Raw genomic sequence first — 17345 nt, forward strand, 5'->3', positions numbered from 1 at the left:
TTGGGATCGACGGGGACCGTCGGGACCGGCGGCGTGGTCGGATCGACCGGAGGACAACCGGCCCGGAACCCGACACATCCACCACCACCGGGATTCGGATCGACCGGGGCCGTCGGCGTGGACGGCAAGCTGCCCGAGGACGATCAACTTCAGACGCTGATGACCTCCCCGGTGACCGGAACGCGCAACCGATCGGCTAGACCCGCGTACCCGAAAACTCGCGCCAGGTAATCGAGCGTTTCCGTGAAGTGCGCCCACCCTTCCGCGTGCACCGGAACGATCACCGCTTCGCCGAGCGACTTCGCCGCCCGCACCGCGGTCCGCGCGTTCAGGGTCAGGTCGCTGTCGCCGAACCGTCCGACGTTCGCCGCCCCGACGTTCAGCAACGCGATGTCGATCCGCGGGAACCGCTGCGCGATCTCGGCGACCACGTCCACCGACGCGTTGTCGCCGGATACGTAGATGGTCGGTTCTCCCGCGGCCTCCAGCACGAAACCGGTGACCGGCCCGCTCAGCGGCTCGCATCCTTCCGGCCCGTGCAGCGCGGGCACGCCGGTGACGGTAACCGCGCCGACCCGGAAGCTCTCCCAATTGCGCAGGCCCCGGACGCCATTCATTCGGGTGGCCGCTTCGGTGGTGGAGAGCACCGTGTCGACGGTGGCCAGGAAGGCACGCCCCGCGGTGTCCAGGTTGTCGGAGTGCTGATCGTGCGAGAGCAGCACGACGTCGACCGGGCCGACTTCCTCGACCGGCACGGCGGGGCCGGTCAGCTTGTGCAGGGTGACCAGGCCCGGGTAGTCGCCGGGTTCGTCGAAGGTGGGATCGGTCAGCCAGACGCTACCGCCGTAGCGGAAGCGGATGGTCGGGCCGCCGATGTGCAGGACTTCCAGGGCGGTGCGTTCGATCGTTTCGGTCATGACGTCGATCGTCGCCGCCGGACGATCGCGCAAACAGTGGCCCGTGAGCCGTGTACCGCTAATATCGGGCCATGCATACGGTGACCGTGCTCGCCTACGACGGGATCAGTCCCTTCCACCTCTCCGTACCCGGTCTGGTCTTCGGCCGGGTCGGCGCGGGCGGACGGGCGCCGTACACGGTGGGGGTCTGCGCCGAACATCCCGGAATCCTGCGCACTCCAGGCGGTTTCGACATCCACGTCGCCGACGGCCTCGCCGCCTTCGAGCGCGCCGACACCGTCGTCGTGCCCAGTTGGACGCGCGGCGCGGGCATCTCCGAGGACCTGCGGGACGCGCTACAGCAGGCGCACGCGCGCGGTGCCCGGATCGTCGGCCTGTGCCTCGGCGCCTGGGCGATCGCCGCGAGCGGTCTCGTCGACGGCCGGGAGATCACCACGCACTGGGCCACGGCCGCCGACCTGGCACGCGCCTATCCCGCGGTGCGGGTGCGCGCCGACACGCTGTGGTCCGATCTGGGCGACGTCATCACCTCCGCGGGCGTGGCCGCGGCACTGGACTGCTGCCTGCACCTGGTCCGGGAGGATCACGGCAGCCGCGCCGCCACCGAGCTGGCCAGGGCCCTGGTCACCGCACCGCACCGCAGCGGATCACAAGCGCAGTACATCCCGGTGGCCGTGCCTGACCAAGCCGAGAACGATCCGATCGAGCGCGCCATGGTCTGGGCGCGAACGCATCTCGGCGACCCGATCGATCTGGACGCGTGGGCAGCGGTCGCGGTGATGGCGCGGCGGACCTTCACCCGGCGTTTCCGCGAACGCACCGGAAGCAGCCCGCAGCAGTGGTTGCTGCACCAGCGCGCCGACCGCGCCCGGCTGCTCCTCGAGTCCACCGACGACACCGTGGACCGCATCGCCGCCGAGACCGGCTTCGGGACCGCGGTGAGCCTGCGCCACCACTTCCGCCGCCTGCTCGGAGCCAGTCCCGCCGCACACCGCGCCCTCTTCCGCGCCGCGGCCGACGCCCCCGTGCGCGACGGCGGGCGTCGCGCGGCTACGTTGCCAGCATGAGGATTGAGGTCGGCGGTTTCGCGCCGGAGATCGATGAGAGCGCCTGGCTCGCCCCCAACGCCACGGTGATCGGGCGCGTGCGACTCGGCGCCGAGGTGAGCGTGTGGTACAGCGCGGTGCTGCGCGGCGACTTGGAACAAATCACCGTCGGCGCGCGCACCAACATCCAGGACGGCTGCGTGCTGCACGCCGACCCCGGTTTCCCGCTGACCGTCGGCAGCGGAGTGTCGGTGGGACACAACGCGATTCTGCACGGATGCACCGTCGGCGACGACGTGCTCGTCGGCATGGGCGCCACGGTGCTCAACGGCGCGGTGATCGGCGCGGGCAGCCTGATCGCCGCCAACGCGCTGATTCCCGAGGGCGCGCAGATCCCGCCCGGCTCGCTCGTGGCCGGTGTGCCCGGCAAGGTGCGCCGCGAACTGAGCGAGGCGGAGCAGGACGGCATCCGGCTCAACGGCGCGGTCTACCTACACAACATGGCCAACCACCGCAGCGCGAAAGTGCTGTGATACAGCACACACTGATCAAGTGTCCAGCAAGAACGGCTGATAGCATTTTGCCTGCATGCTCGGCGTGCGGCGGCTCGACGAGACCGTCGGCACGGCGAGCGTGATGCGTGACAGGCAGGAGGTATCACGGTGTCGTACTCGAGTATGCACCGGCCGAAGGGGCGGATCAGCGTGGCCGACATCGCGGCCCAACCGGGCGGGATCGAGGCGCTTCATCGTCGCGTCCACGAATTGCGTTCCCGCGGGGTGGATTTCGCCGCGAACGCGATCGAGAAAGAAATGGCGGATTTGGATCTGCCCCGGCAGTGACCCCCACGACTTCAACGGAAGACCAAGTCGAGCACCCGTTCGTGACAGGACCCGGCGTACCGGGTGACCAGGTCGGCCAATAGCGCGTCGAGTCCGACGAGCACCTTCGCGTGCCCGCGCGCAGCGCCGCGCAGGATGGTGCGGGCGGCGGCCTCGGGGCTTGTTCGCGCGACTTCGTCCTCGAACCGCCTGGCCACCGCGGCCCCGTCGATGCCCGGCGCGAACTGCGCCGTGCGCGCGATGGTGGTGAGGACGCCGCCGGGATAGACGCCGGTCACCCGCACCCGCCCGCCCGCGGCGCGCATGTCCTGGCGCAGCGATTCGGTGAACCCGCGCACCGCGAACTTGGCCGAGTTGTACGGTCCGTGCCCCGCCACCGCGACCAGACCGAACGCCGACGACACATTGACGACGTTGGCGCGCTCGGCCGCCTGGAGATACGGCAGAAACGCCTTGGTGCCGTTGACCACTCCCCAGAAGTCGACGTCCATCACCTGCTCGAAATGCGCGAACGGGGATTCCGCGACCCCGCCGACGTGCAGGATCCCGGCGTTGTTGAACAGCGCCTCCACCCGCCCGTAGTGCGCGGCGGTCCCTTCGGCATAGGCCAGCACCGCGTCCCGGTCGGTGACATCGAGGACGGTCACGGTCGGGGTGAAACCGACTGCGGCGCAAAGCTTCCCAGTCGTCGCGACGGCGTGATCGGACTTGTCGGACAGCGCGAGGCGCGCGCCCCGGTGCGCCAGCCCGAGCGCCAACTCCCGCCCGATCCCCGAACCGGCGCCGGTGACGACCACCACCTTGTCGGCGAAATACCCCACGGTGCAACCCCTTTCACCCCAATACCCGAATCGGGCACGCGACCAGGTTATCCAGAAGGAAGGGGCTCGGGAAAGATCGATTACCGGATCCGCGCCGCCGAATCCCGCCCCACATGCCGCACCGCCCCCATACCGCGCACCTCTCATCCCAACGCATCCGGCGCGCGACCGCGCTCTGCGTCCGCGAGGACGACGCCAGCCCTGCACCGCGCCCATCTTGCCTACCCATCGGCCAGCCCGGTGCCCTATCCCGATCGCTTACGCACCGATCTCGTGTCCCACGGCCCCCACCGCGGTTCGAGAACTTCCATACCGCCCGGTCCCATACCTTCGAGACCATCTCCGACCCCGACCCCGCGCGCTGGTGAAATAATGAACGTCCATCACCCGCACCGTCGCGGCGCCGTAGCGCACCGGTTTCCGCGCGAACGACTGGAGAATCGATGCCCACCGTTCCGTCCATGCTCCAGCGCATCCTCGACAAGCCCGTCACCGACGGCGAGAAACTCCTGGAGAGCGCGCTCTCGGCGTTCCTGGACTTCGGGATCAAGCGCACCAGCATGGGCGAGATCGCGCGCCGGGCGGGTATCAGCCCCGCGACCCTCTACCGGCGGTACGAATCGAAGAACGACCTGGTGGAGGCGGTGAGCGTGCGGGAGGCGCAGCGTTTCGTCGCCGAGATCGACAAGCGGGTACGCACCGTCGAGGGCACCGAGAACCAGCTGGTGGAGATCTTCGTCGCCTTCATCACGGCGATCGCGGGCAACGAACTGCTGCGCAGGCTGCTGCGCACCGAGCCGGATCTCATCCTGCCGCGACTCACCACCGAGGGCGGTCCGATCCTGGCCGTCGGTCGTGGCTACTTGGCGGAGAAGCTGCGCGAGTTACGCGCCGGGGACGCCGACTTCGACGCCGATCTGGTCGCCGAGATCATGGCCCGCTTGGCGCTCTCGCTGGCGCTCACCCCCGACGGGCTCATCCCACTCGGCGACGCGGAGGCCGGTCGCGCGTTTGCCCGGCGCACTCTGCTGCCCATGGTCGGCGTCCGCACGTCCGCCTGAGCTCAACCCGAACGCCGCGTTCACCAGCTCGTCGAGCCGGTGCCGCGCGGCGTCGTCGGGTGCGCGGTCGCCGTCCACGAGTTCGGCGACCAGCGTCGCGATCTCCCGGGACGCCGCCAGATCCGGATCGGGCAGCGGCAGGCGGGACACGTACTGGGTGATCCACCGTCGCCGTCCCGAGTACAGGCGGTTACCGCACACGGCGTCGTAGTAGCACAACCCGAGCGCCGAATTGGCCACGCCCATCAGGAGATACGCCAGCCGCTCGGCCCGCTCGGCGACGCCGAGGTCCTCGAGCGAGATCCAATAGCAGTCCCCGTTCACCACCGCACCGGACCGGTCCAGCGCGAAACGCGGCCGTTCGCTGATATCGGGGAACACCAGTTTCGGCACCCGCCACAGGTTGGGCCGCTGCGGCACCCAGATCTCGAACCACTCGCGGCCGCTGTCGGTGAGGTATTTGCGCGCGGCCAGCGTGGGCTCGTGGCTCCGCAAATACGCTGCCGCGCCTGGGAATTCGCGCAGGTCCACGGGGACACGACGCGGGGCGGCGGTGTCGTAGGGGTAGAGCACGCGGGTGTCGGCGGCCCGCTCGATCCGCCACGGCGCCAGATCGTGGTGGGTGATCAGCTCCAACAGCAACTCGGCCTCCGGTCGCGGGCGCACCTGGGCCCAGCGATCGGAGATGAACACCCGGTCCGCGGTCGTCTTGATGCCGACGCGAATACGGGCCACCTCACCGAAGCTCCGCCAGGTGCCCGCGCCGACGCGGGCGAGCCAGGAGTCCACGCTCGGCCGCGACATTCGCCACGCGGTGTGCGAACCTCCGCGCTCGCTTCGGCCATGCGCTGGGCTGTCGACGGACACATCAGGCGTATCTCCCCCGCCACTCGGGCGAGCCGCGGAGTCGGCAGCGGTTTGTGCGGCGGGTCCTGTCGGCGTGCCGGTCGACAGGGTGCCGACCTCCACCGCGAAGGTCCGCCCATTGTGCCGGACGAGGGAACCGGACTCCGCTGTCAGCGCATCGAAAAGCTCCATCGAGCCGAGTGTTTCGCTGAAAGACACCTCATACGCCGAGACGTGGCGACACACCGCGCCGCTCCCGCCGCGGGTGGCGATGGTGACGGCGGGCAGCACCGCGGCCGTAAAAAGCTTGGTGTCGCCGAGGTCGTAGAGCTCGACCGGAGTCAGTTCGGCCAGCAGGACGGCGCGAATGTTCGCACCCGCCTTGGTCGTGAGAAAACGGTTGGCGCACAACAGCGCCAGCACGCCACCCGGTGTGAGCAAGCGCGGCGCGACGGCGACGAAAGGATGGGTGAGGTCGATCCGGCCGCGCAGCCCGTACTGCCTGCTGAGCAACTGAGCGGTGGCGCCGCCGAGCTGCTGGGTGCGCACGTAGGGCGGGTTGGTGATGATCGCGTCGAACGCGGCGTCGTCCAGGCGTGCGGCGTCGGCGAGGAAGTCGCCCGCGTGCCAGTCGACCTCGACGTCCTCCGCGGTTGCCCGCGCCCGCGCGACGGCGAGGCCGGATTCGTCCAGGTCGTACCCGGTCAGCCGGAGACGGACGCCGGGCAGGCGGGCGGCGGCTTCCCGGTGCACGGCCAGCAGGAGTTCCCCGTCACCGCATGCCGGGTCCAGCACGCGCAGCTCGCCACCGTGGCCGGGATGCGGCACGTGTGCGAGCAACCGCCGCGCCAGGAAAAGCGCCAGCGTGGGCGGGGTGTAGTGCCGCCCATGCCGTTTGCGCTCCCGCGCCGTGCGGGTGTGCGAACCCATGGGTGGGATTGTGCCTCGTCAGGGGGCCGCGGGAGTGCTGATGCCGGGAACCGGCGCGCGCGTCGCCCGCGGCCGGGCGTCGTCCGGCGAACCTGCGCATCAGCGGCGCGTCCACCCAGTGGTAGATCGCCGCCGCGGCCGCGGTCGAGAGCACCAGGCACAGCGCGGCGAACCCGACCCAGCCGATCGGCCCGAACTGGCGTCCGCCGATGAGCAGCTTGTCACCAGCACCATCCCCAGGTCGCCACATAGGCCACCGCTAGCGCGAGCAGCGGCGGAGTCAGCCTCGTGTTGCGCCACGTGCCGTCGAGCACCAGCCGCGCAGCCAACACCCCGAGGAAGAACTCGGGCAATCGCGAGAGCGGGAAGATGCAGCTGAGCCAATAGGACTGCGCCACCGGGATATGGCGAACGTCAACGACTGCGCACAATCGCGCGATCACCGCAGCACGCGAACCGATCCCCCGCCAATGAGGCCGCCAACGAACCCCACCCCCGTCCTGGTTCCAAAACGAGACCACACCCGCTAGCATTCAGTCTCGAAATGGAACCAAACAAAGGAGGCGGGTCCATGAGCCCGACCACTGCGCCTACCGACGCGTTCGAGTCCCTCGCCCGAATCCTCGACGACCGATGGACCTGCCGACAGTTCCTGCCCGACCAGGTGCCGCGCGAAACCATCGAGTCCCTGCTGCGCGTGGCCCAGCGCACCCCCTCCTGGTGCAACACCCAACCGTGGCAGGTCGCGGTCACCGAAGGCGCCGCCACCGACCGATTCCGCAAGGAGTTGCTGGAACACGTCCAAAGTTCCGCCCCCGCACCGGATTTCGCGTTTCCCGCGCAATACACCGGCGTCTACCGCGACCGCAGGCGCGAATGCGGCCTGCAACTGTACGAGAGCGTCGGAATCGTCAAGGGCGATCAGGCGGGCACCATGCGGCAGGCGATGCGAAACTTCGAACTGTTCGACGCCCCGCACGTCGCGATCGTCAGCACCGAGGCCGATCTCGGCGTCTACGGCGCCGTGGACTGCGGCCTCTACATCGGCACTTTCCTGCTCGCGGCCCAGAGCCTCGGCCTCGGCGCCGCACCGCAGGCGGCCCTAGCCTCGTACTCCCCTTTTCTCCGTGAGTATTTCGAGTTCTCCGAGAACCGGAGAATCGTCGCCGCCATCTCGTTCGGCTATCCCGACAGCGACCATCCCGTGAACGGTTTCCGCACCCGCCGCGAAGAAACCGATCAGGTCGCGACCTGGTTCACCGACTGAGCGAACCACCGCTTCCAGCAAGAGCGGATCAGCCGACCCGGCGATTCTCGGTCAGCCCCGGCCCCGGCTCGGGGCTGACTTCGCGGGCGGTGATTTCGCTTCCGCAGGCGTCGCATTCGAGCCGCGCGTGCGCCTCGCCGGTGCAGTCGCGGTGCCGGTAGTGCACCGGCGGCCCGTCCGGCGCCATGTAGGCGTCGCCCCAATCCCGGATCGCCATCAGGATCGGGTAGATGTCGTGGCCCTTCTTGGTGAGCCGATACTCCTCATGGGCGCCGACCGCGGCCGGTCGCTTCACCAGAATGTCGTGCTCGATCAAGCGGTCCAGCCGATCCTGCAACCTGCTGCGGGAAATGCCGAGCGCGCTCTGAAAGGCGTTGAACCGGCGAATCCCGGAGAACGCGTACTTGAGGATGACCAGCGTCCACCGATCACCGAGAACCACCAGCGGCCGCGTTATCGAACACGGCTCGTCGGCAAGATCCTCGTAACGCATCCCTCGATGCTACCCAGCCCCGCCAGGGGGCGCGGTCGGACGCGGACCGCGCATGGCCGCAGCGAATGCGGGGCACGCCCGGTGGGCGCCGTCGGACGCGGTCCGTCATCGAACCGCTCATAGCCGCAGCGAATACGAAGGTACGCCCTCGAGTCAGGCGTCCGCGCGCCGGTGGATGACGTACTCGAAGTGCCCGTCCTCCGGATCGGCACGCAACGGCCACGGCTCCGCTGCCAGCACGCGCTGCCATTCCAGCGGCCGATGCGCGTCCTGTTCGGCGAGCGACTGCGCGTCCGCGAGGGCGGCGCGGGAACCGATCGTCTGTTCCTCGATGCCGCAGAACTCGCAGCTGTGCACCTTGCCGACCTCGTAGCGTTCCGGCACGACGCTTCTCCTTCGGGCGAAAAAGCTTGGGCCCCGGGATATTTCCCGGGGCCCGAGCGGAGTCCTCACATCACAGCGGGATGTTCTTGTGGTGACTCTTGCGCGCGGGCGCGGCGGCCAGCGCGGCGGCGATGACACTGCGGGTCTTGGCCGGGTCGATGACCTCGTCCACCACGCCGATCGCGATGGCGCGCTCGACGCCGCCCGCGATCTTCTCGTGCTCGGCGGTGAGCCGGTCGTGCAGCGCCTCGCGCTCCTCCTCGGGAGCGGCGGCCAGTGCCTTCTTGTGCAGGATGCCGACGGCGGCCTTGGCGCCCATCACGGCCACCTCGGATCCCGGCCAGGCGTACACCGCGGTCGCGCCCAGCGAGCGGGCGTTCATGGCGATGTAGGCGCCACCGTAGATCTTGCGGGTCACCAGGGTGACGCGCGGGACACGGGCCTCGGCGAAGGCGTGCAGCAGCTTCGCGCCGCGGCGCACCACGCCCTCCCACTCCTGGCCGACACCGGGCAGGTAGCCGGGCACGTCGGTGACCACGATCAGCGGGATGCCGAACGCGTCGCACAGCCGCACGAACCGAGCCGCCTTCTCGGCGCTCTCGGAGTTCAGGCAGCCGCCGAGGCGCAGCGGGTTGTTGGCGAGCACGCCGACGGTGCGTCCGCCGAGACGACCCAGACCGACCACCATGCTGCGGGCGTATCCGGCCTGCAGTTCCTCGAACGTGGACTCGCCATCGACGTTGTCGAGCAGCTCGTGCACGAGCGGCTTGACGTCGTAGGCGCGCTTGGCCGATTCCGGCAGCATCGCCTTCAGGTCGACGTCGCCGTGCGCGGCGGCGTTCAGGTCGAATTCGCCCTGCTCGGCGAACATCGACGCCAGTCGACGGGCGCGGTGCATAGCGTCGGCCTCGTCGTCGGCGACGATGTGGCACACGCCGGACTTCTTGCCGTGTGTCTCGGGACCGCCGAGGGTCGCCATGTCGACCTGCTCGCCGGTCACACTGCGCACGACGTCGGGGCCGGTGACGAAGACCCGGCCCTCGGGGGCCATGATCACGATGTCGGTGAGGGCGGGACCGTAGGCGGCGCCACCGGCGGCGAAGCCGAGCACCACGGAAATCTGCGGGACGAGACCGGACGCGCGAACCATGGCCTCGAAGACCAGGCCGACCGCGTGCAGGGCCTCGACGCCCTCGGCGAGGCGGGCGCCACCGGAGTGCCAGAGGCCTACGACGGGAACGCCGGAATCGATGGCGGTGTCGATCGCGTCGACGATGTGCTTGCAGCCCTCGACGCCCATCGCGCCGCCCATGACGGTCGCGTCGGAGCAGTAGGCCACGGTGCGGACGCCGTCCACCTCGCCGATCGCGGCGAGGACGCCGGACTTGTCGCGCGGGTGCAGCGGAAGAACGGTGCCGGGATCGAAGAAACGCTGGAGCCGGCCCAGCGGGTCACGCGGATCGGTCGCGGTTTCTGGTTGAAACGCGGGAGCCACAATTGTCATCGCGTTTTCTCCTCTGTCACGAGAGTGCCGCTACTGCGGCTGCGTATGTCGAACCACCGGTGGGGTCGGGCCAGTTCTGTTGGCCGACCCCACCGGGGATCGTTGTTGCAGTCAGTCGTGCGGCTATGCGCGACCGAAGGCGAGCGCGACATTGTGCCCACCGAAACCGAAGGAGTTGTTGATCGCGTACTCGATCTCCTGGCGGCGGGCTTCGCCCTTCACCACGTCGAGGTCGATCTCCGGGTCCTGGTTCTCCAGATTCAGCGTCGGCGGGACGATGCCGTCCCGGATGCTGAGCACGGTGAGCACGGACTCGAGCGCGCCGACGGCGCCGATCGAGTGGCCCAGCGCCGACTTGGGCGCGTACACCGAGGGGTGGTTGCCGACGGCCTTGTTGATCGCGTTCGACTCCGCGGTGTCGCCGATCGGCGTCGCGGTGGCGTGCGCGTTGATGTGAGTGATGTCCTGCTTGGACAGGCCCGCGGTCTGCATCGCGCGGGTCATCGCGCGAGCGGCGCCGGTGCCTTCGGGATCCGGGGCGACCAGGTGGAAGCCGTCCGAAGTGATGCCTGCGCCGAGCAGACGGGCGTGGATGGTGGCACCGCGCGCCTTGGCGTGCTCCTCGGTCTCGAGGGTCATCAGCGCACCGGCCTCGCCGAAGACGAAGCCGTCGCGGTCCTTGTCGAACGGACGCGACGCACCCTTGGGGTCGTCGTTGCGCGTGCTCATCGCGCGCATCATGGAGAACGCCGCGATCGGCACCGAGTCGATGAAGCCCTCGACGCCGCCGGTGACGACCATGTCGGCGTCACCCATCACGATCATCCGCCACGCGTTGGCGATGGCTTCCGATCCGGACGAGCACGCCGAGACCGGAGTGACCACTCCTGCCCGGGCCTTCAGCTCGAGTCCGACGCAGGCCGACGGGCCGTTCGGCATGACCATCTGAACAGCGAGCGGCGAGATCTTGCGGTAGCCGCCGTTCTTCAGCTTGTCGACCGAGTCGATCAGCGCGTCGCCGCCGCCGAGACCGGTGCCGATCGCCACGCCCAGACGGTCGGGGTCGACCTCCGGGCTGCCGGCGTTCTTCCACACCTCGCGGCCGAGGACGGTCGCGAGTCGCTCGACATAGGCCATGCGACGGATCTCGACCCTGCTCAGCAGGGTGTCGGGGTTGACCTTCAGGTGGCCGCCGATGCGGACCGGCAGGTCGTATTCCTCGACGAAGGAATCCTCGAGAACGTCGATGCCGCTCTCGCCGTTGAGGAGTCCCTTCCACGTCGCATCGACGTCGCCCGCGATCGACGTGGTCGCCGCCAGGCTCGTTACGACGACGTTGGGGAAATTCCCGTTCAAGGTGGAAGGAGTGGTCACTTTTCGGCCCTACTCGGCGTCGAACTTGGCCTTGAGCTCCGCGGCCGCGTCAGCGTTCTCGGCCTCGAGCTTCTGGATGTAGGCGACAGCGTCGCCGACCGTCTTCAAGCTGGCCAGATCCTCGTCCGGGATCTTCACACCGTACTTGTCCTCGGTCTGCACAGCGATTTCGACCATGGACAGCGAGTCGATGTCCAGGTCATCGACGAAGGACTTCTCGATCGTCACCTCGGAGGGCTCGATGCCCGTGACCTCTTCGATGATCTTGCCGAGTTCCTCGACGATTTGTTCCTGGGTCAGAGCGGCCACTTGGTGGCTCCCTTCTTGTTACTTTGTAGGGCTTCTTCTGTGTTTTTCGGGCCGAGGCCGCCGGGGGTTACCGTCGGTTCGGTCACGACCTCGCATTTTTTCGATGCGCGGTCGCGGAGGAAAGCTAGCCGGAGGTCGACAGTTCGGCCAACGCGGGGAGGTCCTCGGGGGTTTTCAGCGCCAGGTTCGGCGTGCCCTTCAGCTCTCGTTTCGCGATGCCGACCAGCGTTCCGGCCGGTGGCAGCTCCGCCACCGCCGAGACACCGGCCTGTCGGACGGTCTCGGTGCACAGATCCCAGCGCACGGGTCGGGTGACCTGTGCGGCGAGCTTTTCGATCGCGTCCTTGCCCGAGGCCACCGGTTGCCCGTCGAAGTTCGACAGCAGCACCCGGGTCGGGTCCTTGGGCGTGATCTTGGCGATGGCCTCCGCCACCGCGTCCTGGGCCGGGGCCATGAACGCGGTGTGGAAGGCGCCCGCCACGGGCAGCGCCCGAATCCGCGCCTTTTCCGGCGGATTCGCGGCGAGTTCCGCGAGGGCGTCCAACTTGCCCGCGGCCACGATCTGGCCCACCGCGTTGCGGTTGGCCGGAACGAGGTCCAGTTCCGCGAGCCGCGCGAGGACAGCGGCTTCGTCGCCGCCCAGCACCGCGGACATCCCGGTCGGTTCCAGCGCGCACGCCTTGGCCATCTCCGCACCGCGGATGGCGGCCAGGGTGACCGCCTCGTCGGAGCTGATCACTCCGGCGACGGCGGCGGCGGCGAACTCGCCGACCGAATGTCCCGCGACGATCGTAGCGGCCGGAAGCGAATCCTGATCGATCTCGGCGTACGCCAGCAGCGCGGCCGCGACGACCAGCGGCTGGGTCACGGCGGTGTCGACGATCTCCTCGGCCGTCGCGGTGGTGCCGAGACGAACCAAGTCGAGGCCGGCGGCCTTGGACCACAAGGCGAGGCGATCATTCGCGCCGGGAAGGTCGAGCCAAGGCGCGAGCATGCCGGGTGTCTGGGACCCCTGTCCAGGGGCGAACAACGCGATCACGCCTCTAAGAAAACACTGTGAGCCCCGCCGCACGAGATGTCGGCGCGAATGAAGCTTTCCGATGGGTTTTGTGGGGGTCCCACAAAATCCCACGTGAGTCGGCCCGATCGACAGACTCCCCTTCGGCGTTACAGGCCGTCGTGACCGATCGGGATCGGAGTTACCTCTGTGCCTGGAGTCGACGATTCGTTACGCGTTCGTGTCAAACGACCCACCGTTGCCGCGATCCGGAGTACGTAGGCGTCCCGCGGATTCATCGGATCCCGGCCCGTTATCTCGGCGATCCGTTTGAGTCGGTAGCGAACGGTATTTGGATGGACGTACAGCTGACGGGCGCACGTCTCTACGGCTCCCCCGCAATCCAGATAGGCATCGAGGGTATCCGCAAGCGCCGATCCAGCGGCGGCCAACGGGAGGACAAGATACTCGTTCAGCGCGTCGACCGCACCTCGATCACCCAACAAAGCGCGTTCGGGTAGCAACTCGGCCGCGTGCACCGGCCGCGGCGCCCCGCGCCAGCCCACCACGGCCTCCATACCCGCCAACGCCTCCACGGCGCTCGCGTGCGCCGCGCCGAGAGTTCGGGTGGTCGGCCCGATGACCACCGGACCGTCGGAGAACACCTCGGCGAGCAGGTCGGCGAGGAACGGTGAGACGTACCCCGCGTCGCCGAGATGTCCGCTCACCACCATGACCAATCGGGTGCCCTGCACGACCGCGAGCGCCGCGCGCCCGTGCCTGGCCGCGATGGCGTGCACCGAGCCGACGGAGGAGACGCCCTGCTCCCCCGGCGGCGTGCCGACGAGGACGGTGGCGGGCGCGGTGGCGTCCCAGTTCAGCGTTGCCGCCCTGGAGAGCATGTCGGGGCCGGTGTCGCCGCGCACCACCGCGTCCACTACGAGCGCCTCAAGGCGGGTGTCCCACGCGCCGCGCGATTCCGCGGCGCTGGCGTACACCGAGGCGGCCGCGAAACCGAGCTCGCGCCCGTATCGCAGCACCGCCTCGGTGAGCGCCACCAGCTGCCGGTCGTTGCGCGCGAGCGCGGGCAGCCACTGTTCGAAGAACTCCATGGCCACGCGGACCATGTCGACGGTCTGGCGCAGCGTGAGCCGCCGCGCCAGATCCTGCGGAATGACTTGGAAGGCGTCCAGGCTGAACCGGATGTCGCTGTCGGGATCCTGCAGCCACTCCAGGAAGTTCACCACCGCGGTCTGCACCAGCATCTGCACGCCCGCGCGCTGCGCCGCGTCCAGATCGGCGAAGAACGGCAAACGATCCTGCATCGACCCCACCGCCTCGGTGGAGAGCCGTCCCGAGAACTGCTTCACCCGTTTGAGCAGCGTGTCCGGGAGCGGATCGCGGTTTTGCCGGTTCGGGGAGAGCGCGCCGGTCGGCAGATACACCTCGTGCTCGGAGGAGCCTTCGGTGATCCGACGGGGCCGCGGCGGTTTACGTTCCACCATCCAATATTCCGCTATGCGAGATCTTCGTCCGAACTCACCGCCGCCTTCGGCGCGGCGTCCACGTCGTCGATGCGGTACTTCGCGGCCGCTTCCACCGCCTTCGACGCGTCGATCTTGCCCGTCCGCGCCAGCCCTTCCAGCGCCGCGACCGCGATCGACTGCGCGTCCACGTTGAAGACGCGCCGCGCCGCGGGCCGGGTGTCGGAGAAGCCGAAACCGTCCGTGCCGAGCGTGGTGAAGTCGCCGGGCACCCACTTGCGGACCTGATCGGGCACGGCGCGCATCCAGTCGGTCGCCGCGACGTACGGGCCCTCGACCCGCGACAACGCCTCGGTGACGTACGGGACGCCGGGATCCTCGCCCGGCTTGCGCAGCGCCGCGATCTCCTTGGCCAGCGCCTCCTTGCGCAACTCGCCCCAGGACGTCACCGACCAGACATCGGCCTGCACACCCCACTCGTCGGCGAGCAGCGCCTGTGCCCGGAGGCCGTCGGGCACCGTGACGCCGGAGACGAGGATCTGGGCGCGCACGTCGCCCTCGCCCCCGCGCCGGTACAGGTAGATGCCCTTCAGCAGACCGGCGACGTCCAGGTCGTCCGGCTCGGCGGGCTGCTGATACGGCTCGTTGTAGAGGGTGATGTAGTAGAAGATGTCCTCGCCGCCGAAGGTGTCGGTGTCCGGCCGCTCCATGGGCTCGGTGCCCGGCAGCGCGGCCTGATGCGGCGGCGTGACGCCACCGCCGTACATCCGGCGCAGACCGTCGCGCACGATGTGGGCGATCTCGAAGGCGAAGGCCGGATCGTAGGTCACCACAGCGGGATTGGTGGAGGCGAGCAGCAGCGAATGGCCGTCGTTGTGCTGCAGGCCCTCACCGGTCAGCGTGGTACGCCCGGCGGTAGCTCCGAGGACGAAACCGCGCGCCAACTGGTCCGCGGCGGCCCACAGTCCGTCGCCGGTGCGCTGGAAGCCGAACATCGAGTAGAAGATGTACAGCGGGATCATCGGCTCGCCGTGGGTCGCGTAGGAGGTGCCCGCCGCGGTGAACGACGCCGTCGAACCGGCTTCGTTGATGCCCTCGTGCAGGATCTGCCCGACCGCGCTCTCTTTGTAGGCAAGCATCAACTCGGCGTCGACCGATGTGTACAACTGGCCGTTGCGGTTGTAGATCTTCAACGAAGGGAACCACGAGTCCATACCGAAGGTGCGGGCCTCGTCGGGGATGATCGGCACGATCCGCTTGCCGATCTCCTTGTCGCGCAACAACTCCTTCATCAGGCGCACCAGCGCCATCGTGGTGGCCACGTTCTGCTTGCCGGAGCCCTTGCGCACCGAACGGTACGCCTCGTCGCCCGGCAGTTGCAGCGGCTTTGCCAGACTGCGCCGCTCGGGCAGGAACCCGCCGAGCGCTTGGCGCCGATCCAGCATGTACTGGATCTCGCGGGCCTCCATACCCGGGTGGTAGTACGGCGGCAGGTACGGATCCTTCTCCAACTCGGCGTCGGTGATCGGGATCCGCTGCAGGTCGCGGAAGTCCTTGAGATCCTGCAACGTCAGCTTCTTCATCTGGTGCGTGGCGTTGCGGCCCTCGAAGTGCTTGCCGAGGGTGTAGCCCTTGATGGTCTTGGCCAAGATGACCGTCGGCTGACCCTTGTGCGCCATCGCGGCGGCGTAGGCCGCGTACACCTTGCGGTAGTCGTGGCCGCCGCGCTTGAGGTTCCAGATGTCCTGGTCGGACATGTTCTGCACGAGCGCCTTGGTGCGCGGATCGCGGCCGAAGAAGTGGTCGCGGACGTAGGCGCCGTCGTTGGCCTTGTAGGTCTGGAAATCACCGTCGGGCGTGGTGTTCATCAGGTTCACCAGCGCGCCGTCGCGGTCGGCGCCGAGCAGCGCGTCCCACTCGCGGCCCCAGATCACCTTGATGACGTTCCAGCCCGCGCCGCGGAAGAACGACTCCAGCTCCTGGATGATCTTGCCGTTTCCGCGCACCGGGCCGTCCAGGCGCTGCAGGTTGCAGTTCACCACGAAGGTCAGGTTGTCCAGGCCCTCCATGGCCGCCACGTGCGCGAGGCCGCGCGACTCCGGCTCGTCCATCTCGCCGTCGCCGAGGAACGCCCAGACGTGCTGGTCGGAGGTGTCCTTGATACCGCGATCGTGCAGGTAGTGGTTGAACCGCGCCTGGTAGATGGCGTTCATCGGGCCGAGACCCATGGACACCGTCGGGAACTCCCAGAAGTTGTTCAGCAGCCGGGGGTGCGGGTAGGAGGGCAGCCCGTGGCCGAGGCCGCCGTGGCTGTACTCCTGCCGGAAACCGTCGAGCTTGTCGGTGCTGAGCCTGCCCTCGAGGAAGGCGCGCGCGTAGATACCGGGCGAGGCGTGACCCTGGATGAAGATCTGGTCGCCGCCGCCCGAGTGGTTCTTGCCGCGGAAGAAGTGGTTGAAGCCGACCTCGTACAGCGCCGCGGAGGACGCGTAGGTCGAGATGTGACCGCCGACGCCGATACCGGGCCGCTGCGCGCGGTGCACCATGATCGCCGCGTTCCAGCGGATCCAGGCCCGGTAGCGCCGCTCCACCTCCTCGTCGCCGGGGAACCACGGCTCGTTCTCGGTGGGAATGGTGTTGACGTAGTCGGTCGAAGTCAGCGAGGGGATCGCGACCCGGCGCTCACCGGCCCGCTCCAGCAGGCGCAGCATGAGGTAGCGGGCCCGGCCGGGGCCCTCGCGGTCGAGCATCTCATCGAAGGATTCGAGCCATTCGCTCGTCTCCTCCGGGTCGATGTCCGGCAGGTAGGACGCCACCCCTTCGCGGATCACCCGCACACGCCCACCCGACTGCGGCTGCGAACCGTTCGATTCGCGGCCCGCGGCGGGGGCGGGGGCGGCATTGGTTCCTCCAGCGGATTTCGCTGGAACGGAAGAGTCGATCAGGTCGGTCAAATCTGCTCCTCGTACAGGGGTGGACATGCTGATGGCGTCTGTTTCCCCGAGCGGGCACGCTGGTGTGCGGACCACCCGTTACGTAAGGTTCGGGCGCACCCTCCATCCTTGCCGAG

Annotated in this window: 16 protein-coding genes and 1 pseudogene; 5 read left to right on the top strand and 12 right to left on the bottom strand. The window is 68.7% G+C overall.

Going from position 1 to position 17345, the window contains the following annotated elements; translation table 11 throughout:
* Positions 1-149 precede the first annotated feature (149 nt).
* Positions 150-917, bottom strand: a complete 768-nt coding sequence (locus ABZV58_RS14650; protein WP_355000646.1) for an MBL fold metallo-hydrolase — start codon at positions 915-917, stop codon at positions 150-152.
* Between the two features lie 71 nt (positions 918-988).
* Here ABZV58_RS14650 and ABZV58_RS14655 point away from each other — a divergent pair, with 71 nt between their 5' ends.
* The 3 genes from ABZV58_RS14655 (at position 989) to ABZV58_RS14665 (ending at position 2805) form a co-directional block, all read left to right on the top strand.
* Positions 989-1984, top strand: coding sequence for a helix-turn-helix domain-containing protein (locus tag ABZV58_RS14655; protein WP_355000647.1), 996 nt, complete (start codon positions 989-991; stop codon positions 1982-1984).
* Positions 1981-2496 (top strand): gamma carbonic anhydrase family protein, encoded by a 516-nt coding sequence (locus ABZV58_RS14660; RefSeq protein ID WP_141812470.1) that lies wholly within the window; start codon positions 1981-1983, stop codon positions 2494-2496. Before ABZV58_RS14655 ends, ABZV58_RS14660 begins: the two co-directional genes overlap by 4 nt.
* A 171-nt stretch (positions 2497-2667) precedes the next feature.
* Positions 2668-2805 (top strand): hypothetical protein, encoded by a 138-nt coding sequence (locus tag ABZV58_RS14665; RefSeq protein ID WP_245910181.1) that lies wholly within the window; start codon positions 2668-2670, stop codon positions 2803-2805.
* Positions 2806-2816: 11 nt separating this feature from the next.
* On the opposite strand, the gene ABZV58_RS14670 is transcribed toward ABZV58_RS14665, so the two are convergent.
* Positions 2817-3626 carry an SDR family oxidoreductase gene (locus tag ABZV58_RS14670; RefSeq protein WP_355000648.1) on the bottom strand — a complete coding sequence of 270 codons (810 nt, stop codon included), beginning with the start codon at positions 3624-3626 and terminating at the stop codon, positions 2817-2819.
* Between the two features lie 443 nt (positions 3627-4069).
* On the opposite strand from ABZV58_RS14670, the gene ABZV58_RS14675 reads away from it, so the two are divergent.
* Complete coding sequence (locus ABZV58_RS14675; RefSeq protein ID WP_355000649.1) at positions 4070-4687, top strand: TetR/AcrR family transcriptional regulator; 618 nt, start codon at positions 4070-4072, stop codon at positions 4685-4687.
* 1152 nt (positions 4688-5839) lie between these two features.
* On the opposite strand, the pseudogene ABZV58_RS14680 reads toward ABZV58_RS14675, so the two are convergent.
* Together ABZV58_RS14680 and ABZV58_RS14685 are read right to left on the bottom strand one after the other, a co-directional pair.
* Positions 5840-6463 (bottom strand): annotated as a pseudogene (locus ABZV58_RS14680) (N-6 DNA methylase); the annotation flags it as partial.
* Positions 6464-6684: 221 nt separating this feature from the next.
* Positions 6685-6861: a hypothetical protein gene (locus tag ABZV58_RS14685; RefSeq protein ID WP_355000650.1), complete on the bottom strand. Its 177-nt coding sequence runs from the start codon at positions 6859-6861 to the stop codon at positions 6685-6687.
* 173 nt (positions 6862-7034) lie between these two features.
* Between ABZV58_RS14685 and ABZV58_RS14690 the strand changes: the two genes are divergently transcribed.
* Positions 7035-7730 carry a nitroreductase gene (locus ABZV58_RS14690; protein ID WP_355000651.1) on the top strand — a complete coding sequence of 232 codons (696 nt, stop codon included), beginning with the start codon at positions 7035-7037 and terminating at the stop codon, positions 7728-7730.
* Positions 7731-7758: 28 nt separating this feature from the next.
* On the opposite strand, the gene ABZV58_RS14695 is transcribed toward ABZV58_RS14690, so the two are convergent.
* The 8 genes from ABZV58_RS14695 to aceE form a co-directional block, all read right to left on the bottom strand.
* Positions 7759-8223 (bottom strand): helix-turn-helix domain-containing protein, encoded by a 465-nt coding sequence (locus ABZV58_RS14695; protein WP_355000652.1) that lies wholly within the window; start codon positions 8221-8223, stop codon positions 7759-7761.
* Positions 8224-8376: 153 nt separating this feature from the next.
* Positions 8377-8607 carry a hypothetical protein gene (locus tag ABZV58_RS14700; RefSeq protein ID WP_355000653.1) on the bottom strand — a complete coding sequence of 77 codons (231 nt, stop codon included), beginning with the start codon at positions 8605-8607 and terminating at the stop codon, positions 8377-8379.
* 70 nt (positions 8608-8677) lie between these two features.
* On the bottom strand, positions 8678-10111 hold the full coding sequence (locus ABZV58_RS14705) for a carboxyl transferase domain-containing protein (protein ID WP_355000654.1): 1434 nt from the start codon (positions 10109-10111) through the stop codon (positions 8678-8680).
* Between the two features lie 123 nt (positions 10112-10234).
* A complete protein-coding gene (locus tag ABZV58_RS14710; protein ID WP_355000655.1) occupies positions 10235-11485 on the bottom strand; it encodes a KasA/KasB family beta-ketoacyl-ACP synthase in 1251 nt (416 codons plus the stop codon).
* 9 nt (positions 11486-11494) lie between these two features.
* The gene (gene acpM, locus ABZV58_RS14715; protein WP_014982996.1) at positions 11495-11794 is read right to left on the bottom strand and encodes a meromycolate extension acyl carrier protein AcpM; all 300 of its coding nucleotides are present in this window, start codon (positions 11792-11794) and stop codon (positions 11495-11497) included.
* 124 nt (positions 11795-11918) lie between these two features.
* A complete protein-coding gene (locus ABZV58_RS14720; protein ID WP_355000656.1) occupies positions 11919-12833 on the bottom strand; it encodes an ACP S-malonyltransferase in 915 nt (304 codons plus the stop codon).
* A gap of 128 nt (positions 12834-12961) precedes the next feature.
* Entirely contained in the window at positions 12962-14296 is a 1335-nt protein-coding gene (locus tag ABZV58_RS14725; RefSeq protein WP_355000657.1) for a helix-turn-helix domain-containing protein, read from the bottom strand.
* Between the two features lie 11 nt (positions 14297-14307).
* Positions 14308-17106, bottom strand: coding sequence for a pyruvate dehydrogenase (acetyl-transferring), homodimeric type (gene aceE, locus ABZV58_RS14730; protein ID WP_355001138.1), 2799 nt, complete (start codon positions 17104-17106; stop codon positions 14308-14310).
* Positions 17107-17345: the final 239 nt, after the last annotated feature.

The organism is Nocardia sp. NPDC004654, from assembly GCF_040609595.1.
Classification (GTDB): domain Bacteria; phylum Actinomycetota; class Actinomycetes; order Mycobacteriales; family Mycobacteriaceae; genus Nocardia.

Coding starts and splice junctions, on each gene's coding strand:
- ABZV58_RS14650 (WP_355000646.1), bottom strand. CDS start 917: ATGACCGAAACGATCGAACGCACCGCCCTGGAAGTCCTGCACATCGGC.
- ABZV58_RS14655 (WP_355000647.1), top strand. CDS start 989: ATGCATACGGTGACCGTGCTCGCCTACGACGGGATCAGTCCCTTCCAC.
- ABZV58_RS14660 (WP_141812470.1), top strand. CDS start 1,981: ATGAGGATTGAGGTCGGCGGTTTCGCGCCGGAGATCGATGAGAGCGCC.
- ABZV58_RS14675 (WP_355000649.1), top strand. CDS start 4,070: ATGCCCACCGTTCCGTCCATGCTCCAGCGCATCCTCGACAAGCCCGTC.
- ABZV58_RS14690 (WP_355000651.1), top strand. CDS start 7,035: ATGAGCCCGACCACTGCGCCTACCGACGCGTTCGAGTCCCTCGCCCGA.
- ABZV58_RS14695 (WP_355000652.1), bottom strand. CDS start 8,223: ATGCGTTACGAGGATCTTGCCGACGAGCCGTGTTCGATAACGCGGCCG.
- ABZV58_RS14705 (WP_355000654.1), bottom strand. CDS start 10,111: ATGACAATTGTGGCTCCCGCGTTTCAACCAGAAACCGCGACCGATCCG.
- ABZV58_RS14725 (WP_355000657.1), bottom strand. CDS start 14,296: ATGGTGGAACGTAAACCGCCGCGGCCCCGTCGGATCACCGAAGGCTCC.